Raw genomic sequence first — 11,323 nt, 5'->3', positions numbered from 1 at the left:
CCCGAACGAGTACCTGCTCGCACGCACGAGCCAGTCGGTGGGTGGCACCCTCGGCAGCCGCGTGCGGCTCAGCGCCGCCCGCGCAGGCGGTTCAGCAGCCGTCCGGCCTGAGCTCGTTTGCGCGGGTCGGCGGCGGCCCGGCGGGCCGAGACGGTCAACCGCTGCCCCTGCGGGCTGCGCGCGAACTGCTTGATACGGGTCAACAACGCGGACATGAAGCCTCCTTGGTTCGTGCATTGCCTCTGCCCCGTCTCACGCAAGCCATGTGCCGTCCCGACGAAGACCCCGTGCCCGAACTCCTGCCGAGATCCCCGTCCGGCCGGCCACCGGGTCCGGATGCCGGCCCGCCACGGGTGCCGACATAGGTGATGACCACCGACGCGCAGGCGGACTCCGCACCGCGAAGGTGGCTCCATGAACGGTGATGTGGATCGGACGGCGATCGTGTTGTGGATCCGGGACGGCAGCGGCAGATGGTCCGGCCGGACGGTGTGGGTGGTGGTCGTCGACGGGGAGGCGTACATCCGCTCCGCGTTCGGGCGGCGCAGCGCCTGGTACCGCCGGGTCCTGGAGCGGGCCGGGACGGAGGCAGGGGCCGGCGCGGAGTGCCGGGTCGAGGTGGAGGTCGAGGTGGAACCCGGGGACCGGCGGGAGGTCCTGCTCCGGCCGGTGGCCGATCCCTGCTCTCGTCGCGCGGGTCTCCGACGCCTACCGGTCCACGTACGGGTTGCAGTGGCCGGGCCCGGTCGCCTCCATGAACGGCGACGAGGCCGCGGCCACCACCCTGTGGCTAACGGATCCCGGGAAGCCCGCGCAGCTGCCTGCGTGAGGTGAGCCCCAGCTTGCGGAAGATGTTGCGCAGGTGCGCGTCGACCGTGCGCGGGCTGAGGAAGAGGGTCGCCGCCACCTCCTTGGAGGTGGCGCCCTCGGCCACCAGGCGCGCGATGTGCGTCTCCTGCAGCGTCAGCTGGTCCGACGCCTGCGAGGTACGGCTGCGCGCCTGCTCGCCCGTGGCGCGCAGTTCCCCGGCGGCACGCTCGGCGAACGCCTCCATGCCGAGGTCCGTCAACGGCTCGTGGGCGCTGCGCAGAGCGGCGCGGGCATCTCTGCGCCGGCCCTGGCGGCGCAGCCATTCCCCGTACAACAGGTGCGCCCTGGCCCGGTAGACGGCGAGGGTGCCGTCCTGGAGCAGGTCGATCGCCTCCCGGTAGGCCTCCTCGTCCTCGGTGACCAGCGCGCGGGAGCAGGCCTCCACGCCCAGGCCCCAGGCGTGGCCCCCGGCCCGGGTGCGTTCCCGGAGGGCCGCCAGTGCCGCCGCCGCGGTCTCGGGTTCGCCGCAGCGCACCGCCGCCTCGACCAGTTCCGGCAGGGCCAGCCCGGCGGTTCCCACGGCTCCGTACGCGACCGCCCGCTGGGCCGCTTCCAGCGCGGCGGGGTAGTCGGCCAGGCCGTTGCAGAGCACGGCCGTCGCCCACTGCACGCTCAGGCTCATCCGGTCGTCCACGGACGCGAACAGGTCGAGGGCCTGCGCGCGCCGCCCGCGCAGCGCCGCCAGATGGAGGCGCGGATAGACGAGCGGGGCGGCGCCGGTGGCGTCGGCGATGGCCTCCTCCTCGGAGATCAGCTCCGTCGCGGCACCGAAGTCACCCGTGTGCACGGTACTGGTGGCCTGCATGGCCAGCCCGACCGGCAGAGCGTGGAACGATCCGGAGCGGCGGCCGGCGGCTACGGCCCGGGCGGCTATGCCGTGCATGGCGTCGAAGTTCCAGAACTCGGCGGCCAGCAGGTACCCCAGCGACGGGCGTGAGGCCCAGACCGCGTCGTCGGGATCGCCGACGACGGGCCCGAGGATCTCTCCCGCCGCCCGGTGTCCCTCACCGACCAGGGCGATCGCGCCGCTCAGGAGCCTGCTCGTGGCGGTCGGGGGGCCGTCCGGCAGCGGGGTGTTCTTCGTGGCCTCGACCACCTGGTCGAGGCCACCGAGGAGGATGCCCATCTCGACGGCGTCCAGCGAGTACTCCCGCGACCGGGCCGGATCCTCGGAGGCCAGCCGCTCGGCGGCGCGCAGGAGGTGGGCGGTGGGGCCCTCGTCGCCGCGACGGCGCACGAACGACAGCTTGCCGCGCAGCTGATCGGCCTGTGCGGCCGTCCCGGGATCGTCGCCGGTGACGGTGGTCAGCAGGTCGGCCGCGGCGTCGAACTCCCCGACCGACAGCTTCGCCCGGGCGGCGGCCAGGGCCCGTTCGGCCCGCCGCACCGGAGCGGCCGTCAGGGCCGCCGAACGCTCCAGGAAGGCGGCCGCCGCTGCGACGCCGCCCCGCTCCTGGGCGCGGGCGGCCGAGGCTTCGAGCGCGGCCGCGACCTCCTCGTCGGGTCCGGTGGCGGCCTGGGCGCGGTGCCAGGCCCGACGATCGGGATCGGCGAGGGGGTCGGTGGCGGCGGCCAGCGCCTCGTGCGCCCGGCGCCGGTCCTCCGGCGCGGCGGCCCGGTAGGCGGCGGAGCGGGCCAGAGGATGGCTGAAACGGATCCGGGTACCGAACTCCACCAGCGGCACGGACCCGGCGACCGAGGCCGCGTCGACACCCAGCAGCTCGGCCGCGCGCCACAGCAGGCCGGGATCCCCGATCGGGTCGGCCGCGGCCACGGTCACCAGCAGCCGCGCGGAGGGCGCGAGGAGCTCCAGCCGGGCACGGAAGCTCTGCTCGATGACGGCGGGCACCGAGTCGGGCTGCGCGAAACCGCCCGCCATCCCGGCGAGCCCCGCCGTCCTCGGCAGCTCCACCAGGGCGAGGGGGTTGCCGCGCGCCTCGGCCAGGATCCGGTCGCGCACCCTGTCGTCCAGAGGGGCGCGCAGCGCCGCACCCAGCAGCGCCCGCGCGTCCGCTTCTCCGAGGCCGCGGAGGTGGTGGGCGGGCAGCCCCTCCAGTTCGGGCGTGCTGTCGGCCTCGCGGGCGGCGAGGACGAGGGCGATCGGCTCGGCCGCGACCCGGCGGGCCAGGAAGGCCAGTGCCCGGGCGGACGCCCGGTCCAGCCACTGGGCGTCGTCGATGACGCACAGCAGCGGGCGTTCGGCCGCGGTCTCCGTCAGCAGGCCCAGGGAGCCGACGCCGACCAGGAAGGGGTCGGCGGTGCCGGTGTCGAGGCCGAAGGCGATCCGCAGCGCGGAGCGGTGGGGGGCGGGCAGGTCCGCCAGCCGGCCGGTGACCGGCGCCAGCAGCTGGTGCAGCGCGGCGAACGGCAGCTCCATCTCGAACTCCGCGCCGGAGGCCCCGATCACGAGGAATCCGTTCGCGGCGCGGCGCAGGTGCTCCAGCAGGACGCTCTTGCCGATGCCGGGCTCGCCCCGCAGGACCAGGGCGCCGCCCCGCCCACGGCGGGCCTCGTCGAGCAGGGCGTCGAGCCGGCGCATCTCGTCCTGGCGGCCGATCGGGACGGCGGTGTCCGTGTGCGTTTCGGGCATGATCGACAACCTATGCGGTCGTACGCCGCGGGGGAATCGGGAACAGGACGTTCCGTTCCGGCCGCCCGTCCGAGCCGCGCATCACCCTCCCTTCCTCCGTGCGCAACCCGCGTCTACGCGCCTGCGTAGACGCGCAGATGCGTAGACACGTAGACGCGCATAGGTGATGACCACCGACGCGAGCGACCCGCCGCGGCGGCGAAGCTCAAGCCATGAAACGCACCGCACTGCTTCCGGCCGGCACCGGCCCGGCACCGCGGACCGCCACCGGCTGGACACCGCTGGCGGTCCTGGCCACCGCCCAGTTCCTGGTCGTCCTGAGCGCCTCGATCGTGAACGTCGCCCTCCCGGAGATCCGGACCGGGCTCGGCCTGTCGGAGACCGGCCAGGCTTGGACGGTCAACGCCTACGTCCTCTCCTTCGGCGCGCTGCTGCTGGTCGGCGGGCGGGCCGGGGACGTGTACGGGCTCCGCCGGGTCTTCCTCACCGGCATCGGCCTGTTCGCCGTCTCCTCCCTCGGAGCGGCCCTGGCGCCCTCGGCGGCCGTACTGATCGCCTCTCGGGCGGTGCAGGGAATCGGCGCCGCCCTGCTGGCTCCCACCTCCCTCGCCCTGGTGCTGACGCTCCATCCGGGCGGCAGGGCGCGCGGAACCGCACTCGGCGTCTGGGGAGCCGTCTCCGGCGCCGGCGGGGCGGCGGGCGTGCTGCTCGGCGGAGTGCTCACCGGGCTGTACGGGTGGCGTGCGGTGTTCGCGGTCCTGGCACCCCTCGCCCTGGCGGTTCTGCTGGCGACGCGCCGTCTGGTACCGGCCGACCGGCCGCGCGGCGGCAGTCTGGACGCACCCGGTGCCGTCACGGTGACGGCAGGTCTGGTCGCCCTCGCCTACGGCCTGTCGGGCCCCTGGCCGGTCGCCCTGGCCGGGCTGGCGCTGCTCGGGGTGTTCGCCGCCCTCCAGCGCCGGGCCCCCGCACCCCTGGTACCGGCCCGCATGAAGGCGGTGGCGCTGCCCGGAGTCCTGATGGCCCTCCTCGGTGCGGTCTGGCTCGGCCTCTTCTACTTCCTCCCCCTCTACCAGCAGCGCGTGCTCGGGTACTCGCCCCTGGAGGCTGGACTGACCCAACTGCCCCTCGCCCTCATGACCAGCCTCTCCTCGTGGGCCACCGGCAGGCTCTCCGGCCGGCGGGTGCTCCCCCTGGGCCTGCTGGTCCTCGCCGCCGGGCTGGCCTGGCTGTCACGGACACCGGCCGACGGCAGTTTCCCCGTGGACCTGCTCGGCCCCACCCTCCTGATCGGAACCGGCCTGGGAGTGGCCTTCGTACGGCTCACCGCCCTGTCCTCGGCGGGTGTCGCCGCCCCGGACAACGGCCTCGCCGGCGGACTGGTCAACGCCACCCGGCAGATCGGCGGCGCCGTCGGCCTGTCCTTCCTGACCCTGCTCCCCACCTACGGCTCGGCGTTCCTCGCCTGCGCCGCCCTCGCCCTCGCCATCTCCCTGCTCTCCCTCCTCCCCGCCCTCCGGGCGCAGCCCGTACGAAAGGCATGACCATGAACCTCGACCAGCCGACTCTCAGCCAGCCGACCCTTGACCAGCCCGCCTTCGAACTGCCGCGCCTCGACAAGCCCTACATCGCGGGACACTTCGCCCCCGTCACCGACGAGATCACCGGCCACGACCTGAAGGTGCGCGGCACCCTCCCGCCCGAACTGAACGGCCGCTACTTCCGCAACGGACACAACCCCAAGCCGGGCATCACCCCCAGCCACTGGTTCCGCGGCGAGGGCATGATCCACGGCATCCGCCTCAGGGACGGCCGCGCCGAGTGGTACCGCAACCGCTGGGTGCGCACCCCCTTCCTGGAGGGCGTGCCGTTCACCGGTACCGAGCTCGACGTCAGCGCGGCAGCCACCAACATCATCTTCCACGGCGGCCGTTACCTGGCCCTCCAGGAGGCGAACCTGCCCTACGAGGTCAGCGCCGAGCTGGACACGATCGGCGTCCACGACTTCGGAGGAAAGCTCACCGGGGCGATGACAGCCCACCCCAAGGAGGACCCCGTCACCGGCGAGCTCCACTTCTTCGGATACGGCCCCTTCCCGCCCCACCTCACCTACTACGTGGCCGACGCCTCCGGCGCCATCGTCCGCTCGCAGGTCGTCGAAGGAGCCGGCCCCTCCCTCATGCACGACTTCGCCATCACCCGCGAACACGTCGTCTTCATCGACACACCCGTCGTCTTCGACCACGCGGAGCACTCCGGCATCCCCTACCGCTGGCACGACGACGTCCCGCTGCGCCTGGGCGTGATGCCGCGCGCCGGGGGCCCGGCCCGCTGGTTCGAGGTGCCCGACCAGGCGGTCCTGCTCCACGTGTCCAACGCCTACACCGACGCACGCGGCCGGATCGTCCTCGAAGCACCCGGATTCGACCGGTCCGCCTGGGAGAGCTCCTGGAAGTGGTGGGTCGGCGCCCCCGGCTTCGGCAGCAGCCCGGCCACCGGTTCCACGTTCCAGCGGTGGGTCGTGGACCCGGCCACCGGCACGGTCACCTCCGAGCCGCTCAGCGGCCTGGTCACGGAGTTCCCGTCGATCAACGACGCCCACACCGGCAGCGACTACCGCTACAGCTACGCGATCGGCTTCCCCGGCGCCGGCCTGTCGGGCTACCACACCGTCAAGTTGGACTCCCGGACCGGCCGGGAGCGGCTGCTGGAGCACGGCGCGGGCCGGATGCCGGGCGAGGCCGTCTTCGCCCCGGCCGAAGGCGCCACCGCGGAGGACGACGGCTACCTGCTCACCCTCGTCAGCGACCTCACCACCGACTCCTCCGAACTGATGGTGCTGGATGCGCGGGACCTCAGCACCGTGGCCGTCGTGGAACTCCCGCACCGGGTCCCCGCCGGCATCCACGGCCACTGGATCCCGGACACCGAAGAGCCCGCCCGCCCCTGACCCCTCGCGGGCCGGCCAGCCGGCCCGCCGCCGCCCTTGCCACGACCCGAAGAACCTGCACTCTTCCCGAAGGAGCTGTCATGAACCACCCCACGACCATCGACGAGAACGCGCCCGTGATCGCCGACCACACCGTCCGCATCGCCGCCCCCCTGGCGCGCGTCTGGGAGCTCCACACCGGCATCGGCACATGGCCCGCCTGGCAGCCGGCCATCACCGAAGCCCGGCTCGACGGCCCCGTCGCCCCCGGCGCCACCTTCCACTGGGCGACGGCGGGACTGTCCATCGACTCCACCGTCTACGAGGTCGACGACGTCGACGAGACCCGGCACCGCATCCTGTGGGGCGGCCCCGCCCACGGCATCACCGGCATCCACGAGTGGACGTTCACCCAGGACGGTGACACCGTCGTGGTCCGCACCCGCGAGTCCTGGGCCGGCGCACCCGTCGACGCCGACCGCGACGCCCTTGCGGCGGCCCTCGACGACTCGCTCGTCTCGTGGCTCGCGGCACTGAAGAAGGCCGCGGAGTAGCCGGGCCGCACTCCCGGTTCCGCCCGGCCGCCCGGCCCGCGAACAGGTCCACGCTCCGGACCTCCTCGCGGCCCGGGCGTCCGCGCGCTTCGGGAGAAGCGCGATGGCCTAGGTACGGTGCCCCTGGGTAGGCCGTGTGGTGGGCGGAGCAGTGGGGGAGGGGCGTCGTGCCCCGGTCCCGGGCGGCGCCCGCCCGACCATGGAGTGGCGCGGACCCCGCGCGGGAGTCCCGACCGGTACGGAGGAGCAAGCGGATGGCGAACGAGCGAGCGGGTCAGCAGGCGCGCGCGGAGGATCTTGTCGACGTGTCCCGGCTGGTCACCGCGTACTACGCCCTGCACCCGGATCCCGCCGACCCGGCGCAACGCGTCGCGTTCGGTACCTCGGGCCACCGGGGCTCGTCCCTCGACACGGCATTCAACGAGGACCACATCGCCGCGACGAGCCAGGCCATCTGCGAGTACCGGGCCGCCCAAGGGGTGGACGGGCCGCTGTTCCTCGGCGCTGACACGCACGCACTGTCCGAACCGGCCAGAGTCACCGCCATCGAGGTGTTCGCCGCGAACGGCGTGACGCTGTTGCTCGACACCGACGACGGGTACACCCCCACCCCCGCCGTCTCGCACGCCATTCTCACGCACAACCGAGGCCGCACAGTAGCCCTCGCCGACGGGGTGGTCGTCACGCCCTCGCACAACCCGCCCCGCGACGGCGGGTTCAAGTACAACCCTCCCCACGGCGGGCCGGCCGGCTCCGAGGCGACCGGCTGGATCCAGGACCGGGCCAACGAGATCATCACGGGCGGCTCGAAGGAGGTGCGCAGGCTGCCGTACGCGCGGGCCCTCACGGCCGCCACCACCGGCCGGTACGACTTCCTCGGCAGCTACGTCCGCGACCTCCCCTCCGTGCTCGATCTCGACGCCGTCCGCGCGGCGGGCGTCCGCATCGGCGCCGACCCGCTGGGCGGGGCCTCGGTCGGCTACTGGGGGCGCATCGCGGAGGAGCACCGCCTCGACCTGACCGTCGTCAACCCGCTGACCGACCCGACCTGGCGGTTCATGACGCTGGACTGGGACGGGAAGATCCGGATGGACTGCTCCTCCCCGTACGCGATGGCCTCCCTGATTGAGGGCCGGAACCGCTTCGACCTCACCACGGGCAACGACGCGGACGCCGACCGGCACGGCATCGTCACCCCGGACGGCGGGCTGATGAACCCCAACCACTACCTCGCCACCGCGATCGACTACCTCTACCGACACCGAGAGGGCTGGCCGGCCGCGGCGGGCATCGGCAAGACGCTCGTGTCGTCGGGGATGATCGACCGGGTCGCCGCCGACCTCGGCCGCCCACTCGTCGAAGTACCCGTCGGCTTCAAGTGGTTCGTGGACGGACTGACCGACGGCTCCCTCGGCTTCGGCGGCGAGGAGTCCGCCGGGGCCTCGTTCCTGCGCCGCGACGGCTCGGTGTGGACCACCGACAAGGACGGCATCCTGCTCGCCCTGCTGGCCTCGGAGATCCAGGCCGTGACCGGGCAGAGCCCCTCCGAGCGGTACGCCTCGCTCACGGCCCGCTTCGGGGAGCCCGCCTACGCCCGCATCGACGCCCCGGCCACCCGGGAGGAGAAGGCCGTCCTCGGCAGGCTCTCCCCGGAGCAGGTCGCCGCGGACACCCTGGCCGGTGACCCGGTCACCGGCGTGGTGACCCACGCCCCGGGCAACGGGGCGGCGTTCGGCGGGCTCAAGGTGACCACCGACCGGGCCTGGTTCGCGGCCCGCCCCTCGGGCACCGAGGACGTGTACAAGATCTACGCGGAGTCGTTCGACGGCCCCGAACACCTCGCGGAGGTCCAGGAAGCGGCCCGCTCCGTGGTCGCTGCGGCCCTTTCCGCCCGAGCGTGAATCCTCAGCTGCCGTACACCCCGAGCTCGGCCACCTGGCCTGCCGGCCAGCCCGTGTTGGCGGTGAAGACCAGTCGCAGGTGGCGGGTGGTCGAACCCTCGGGCAGGGTCAGGGTCGCCGTGTTCCCGGTGGAAGGGTCGAAGGTACGGGCCGTGGCGCCGAGCAGCTGGCCGAAGGAGGCACCGTCGGTGCTGCCGTGGACGGCCACGGTCTGGCTGCGGGCGGCCCAGGCCGCGGCCGGGGGCAGGGCGAGGACGACGCGGCGCACACCGACCGTGCTCCCCAGGTCCACCTGCAGCCACTGGGGGAAGGCGTTGTTGGAGCTCTCCCAGTAGGTGTTCGCGTTGCCGTCCACCGCGTTGCCCGAGCCGTACACCTGGGTGTGGCTGCTCTCCGAAGTCGGCCGGTTCAGGGCGAGGTTGACGGTGGGAGAGCCGCCGGCAGCGGTCGTGGCCAGGACCTGCCCGGAGGGCGGGGAGACGGAACCGGCCGCGTCGAGTGCCTGTACGTCGAAGGTGTAGGAGGTGGAGGCGGTGAGCCCGGCCACGGTGAACGAGGTGGTGTTCCCTGCGGCGGTGCCGACCGGGGTGGCGGCACCGTCGATGATCCGGCGGATCCGGTAGCCGGTCACGCCCACGTTGTCGGTGGAGGCCGTCCAGGCCAGCGCGACGGTGGTGTCGGTGAGAGCGGTGACGCGCAGGTTCCCCGGGGCGGTCGGCGGCACGGTGTCACCGCCGAGGACCGGAGGGGTGGGCCGGACGGCGGTGAGGGCGATCTGGCCCTTCAGCATCCGGCCGCCGTCACCGGTCAGCCGCAGGTAGTAGTCGGACGAGCAGGCGGTCCCGTCCTCGTCGAGGGCCAGGAAGCCCGAGCCGGTCGGCACCCAGACCTGGGACTCGGCGGTCTTGGCGATCTGGTTGCCCTCGTTGTACTCGTCGAACATCGAGATGTAGACGCTCGGGACCCCGGCCCGGCCCATGTTGTAGAACTGGCGCCACATGAAGTCGCCGTGGGCACGCTGACGGTCACCCACCCCGCCGGGCAGGACGCACGGCTGGTAGTCGATGCCGTGAGCGGCGCATTCGGCGAGGTCGGGCACGGTCGCGACGTTGTAGAAGTTGTCGGCGTCCCCTGCGTTGCCGATCCGGCCGACCATCCACGGCGAGAGCATGTCGAACGCGTGGTAGACGCCGGAGAATCCGGGCCGGGAGTCCCGGTCACCCGTCCGCCACCACGTCGGCACCCCGCCGATCACGTAACAGCCTTGCGCTTTGAACCAGTTGACAACCTCCAGGCAGGCCTCCGGGGCGAACGGGCGCTGGTTGTCGTTGAAGCCGAAGCCCCAGACGCACACGACCGGCTTGCCGTTCTGGCGCGCGTAGGCGGACGACGCGGTGTGCGCCCGCATCTTGCCGGTCCAGTCGGCCTTGATCTCCGTCTGCATGGACGTCCAGTCGGAGACGTCGTACATCACGTAGAACTTCACGCCCGCCGACTCGGCCGCGGCGCGGACCTTGCCCGCCATCGCATCGCGGGTCGGACCCTCGCCACCGGTGGGGTTGAACCGCTGCAGTGCGGCGGTGTCGATGCCGTACTGCTTCATCCAGCGGAAGTGCACGTCGACGGTCGACTGGTCGTAGGAGGAGAACAGTGAAGCCGGCTGTCCGTTGCCGAGGTTGCCGAAGGCGGTGCGGTACGTCGCCGGGTAGTCGCGGACATCGGGCCAGGCCACGATGGCCTTGTTCGACGTCGACGGGGTCTGGCCCCAGTTCTGGGACCAGTGCCACCAGCCGTTGATCGGAGCACCGTCCCCGGCGCAGGCGAACCAGCCCTGGTAGCCCACGGTCACCTTGCCGACCACGTCGCCGGGTGCGCTCGCCGCGACGGCCTGCCCGACGAGCGCGCCCGGTCCGACACCGACGGCTCCGGCTACCCCTGCCGCGGTGGCGGCCTGCAGGACCGTACGACGCGTGACACCCATGTGGATCTCCTCCGGCTGGTCGTCAACCCCGCTGCCGGAAGGGGGTGGTCAGCGAACGGTGCGGCGGCAGCGCGAGCTCGATGCGGGAGAGCGTATTGACGCGAACACGCAGACGCAATACTGATGCAGGGCTTTGCAAATATTGATGGAAACCATGCAACAAGCCGCCTGTAGGGATCGGTCTGGGTGGCTCCCGCCCGAGGTCCCGGCCCTGTGTCCCCTGCTCGCGGTGGCCGGCAGGGCTGTCCGTCAGGGCTTTCGTCATCAAACCATCACCAACTGGGTGGTTCTTCCGCATACCCGTCTCATTGTTCCGTCTTGTTCGGGCTTGAGGCTGGTTCCGGCATGCAGCCCCGCGTGCCGGTGCAGCTCCTGTGGAAGGGTGATCGAGAGTGGGCGTTTTCCGTCGATGGCAAGGGCATCGAGGTGCCGTGGCACGTGAGCGGGGTGGGCCGGACGGGTCGCTGACGACCTCCGGGTCCGGTTTCGGCACGGACG

8 protein-coding genes are annotated in these 11,323 nt (G+C 72.8%); 5 read left to right on the top strand and 3 right to left on the bottom strand.

Annotated features, from left to right (window positions below; translation table 11 throughout):
• Nucleotides 1-68: 68 nt before the first annotated feature.
• Entirely contained in the window at nucleotides 69-215 is a 147-nt protein-coding gene (locus ACZ60J_RS00430) for a hypothetical protein (protein ID WP_469677589.1), read from the bottom strand.
• 199 nt (nucleotides 216-414) lie between these two features.
• Here ACZ60J_RS00430 and ACZ60J_RS00425 point away from each other — a divergent pair, with 199 nt between their 5' ends.
• A complete protein-coding gene (locus ACZ60J_RS00425) occupies nucleotides 415-834 on the top strand; it encodes a DUF2255 family protein (protein WP_469677587.1) in 420 nt (139 codons plus the stop codon).
• Here ACZ60J_RS00425 and ACZ60J_RS00420 read toward each other — a convergent pair.
• A complete protein-coding gene (locus ACZ60J_RS00420; RefSeq protein WP_469677585.1) occupies nucleotides 791-3,460 on the bottom strand; it encodes an AAA family ATPase in 2,670 nt (889 codons plus the stop codon). The genes ACZ60J_RS00425 and ACZ60J_RS00420 overlap by 44 nt on opposite strands.
• Before the next feature lie 212 nt (nucleotides 3,461-3,672).
• On the opposite strand from ACZ60J_RS00420, the gene ACZ60J_RS00415 reads away from it, so the two are divergent.
• From ACZ60J_RS00415 to pgm, 4 genes are all read left to right on the top strand, one after another.
• Nucleotides 3,673-5,004, top strand: a complete 1,332-nt coding sequence (locus ACZ60J_RS00415; protein WP_469677583.1) for an MFS transporter — start codon at nucleotides 3,673-3,675, stop codon at nucleotides 5,002-5,004.
• A gap of 2 nt (nucleotides 5,005-5,006) precedes the next feature.
• Nucleotides 5,007-6,410 (top strand): carotenoid oxygenase family protein, encoded by a 1,404-nt coding sequence (locus ACZ60J_RS00410; protein ID WP_469677581.1) that lies wholly within the window; start codon nucleotides 5,007-5,009, stop codon nucleotides 6,408-6,410.
• Between the two features lie 80 nt (nucleotides 6,411-6,490).
• Nucleotides 6,491-6,943 carry an SRPBCC family protein gene (locus tag ACZ60J_RS00405; RefSeq protein ID WP_469677579.1) on the top strand — a complete coding sequence of 151 codons (453 nt, stop codon included), beginning with the start codon at nucleotides 6,491-6,493 and terminating at the stop codon, nucleotides 6,941-6,943.
• Between the two features lie 254 nt (nucleotides 6,944-7,197).
• Nucleotides 7,198-8,844: a phosphoglucomutase (alpha-D-glucose-1,6-bisphosphate-dependent) gene (gene pgm / locus ACZ60J_RS00400; RefSeq protein WP_469677578.1), complete on the top strand. Its 1,647-nt coding sequence runs from the start codon at nucleotides 7,198-7,200 to the stop codon at nucleotides 8,842-8,844.
• Nucleotides 8,845-8,848: 4 nt separating this feature from the next.
• Here pgm and ACZ60J_RS00395 read toward each other — a convergent pair whose 3' ends face one another.
• The gene (locus ACZ60J_RS00395) at nucleotides 8,849-10,825 is read right to left on the bottom strand and encodes a discoidin domain-containing protein (RefSeq protein ID WP_469677576.1); all 1,977 of its coding nucleotides are present in this window, start codon (nucleotides 10,823-10,825) and stop codon (nucleotides 8,849-8,851) included.
• Nucleotides 10,826-11,323 lie beyond the last annotated feature (498 nt).

This window comes from Streptomyces sp. NPDC104226 (assembly GCF_055584085.1).
Note: the sequence above shows the minus strand (reverse complement) of the source record. Positions and strands in the feature narration are given on the sequence as shown.

Bases quoted from the DNA above. Each gene is read 5' to 3' on its own strand.
- ACZ60J_RS00430 (WP_469677589.1), bottom strand. From the start codon at position 215: ATGTCCGCGTTGTTGACCCGTATCAAGCAGTTCGCGCGCAGCCCGCAG.
- ACZ60J_RS00425 (WP_469677587.1), top strand. From the start codon at position 415: ATGAACGGTGATGTGGATCGGACGGCGATCGTGTTGTGGATCCGGGAC.
- ACZ60J_RS00420 (WP_469677585.1), bottom strand. From the start codon at position 3,460: ATGCCCGAAACGCACACGGACACCGCCGTCCCGATCGGCCGCCAGGAC.
- ACZ60J_RS00415 (WP_469677583.1), top strand. From the start codon at position 3,673: ATGAAACGCACCGCACTGCTTCCGGCCGGCACCGGCCCGGCACCGCGG.
- ACZ60J_RS00410 (WP_469677581.1), top strand. From the start codon at position 5,007: ATGAACCTCGACCAGCCGACTCTCAGCCAGCCGACCCTTGACCAGCCC.
- ACZ60J_RS00405 (WP_469677579.1), top strand. From the start codon at position 6,491: ATGAACCACCCCACGACCATCGACGAGAACGCGCCCGTGATCGCCGAC.
- pgm (WP_469677578.1), top strand. From the start codon at position 7,198: ATGGCGAACGAGCGAGCGGGTCAGCAGGCGCGCGCGGAGGATCTTGTC.
- ACZ60J_RS00395 (WP_469677576.1), bottom strand. From the start codon at position 10,825: ATGGGTGTCACGCGTCGTACGGTCCTGCAGGCCGCCACCGCGGCAGGG.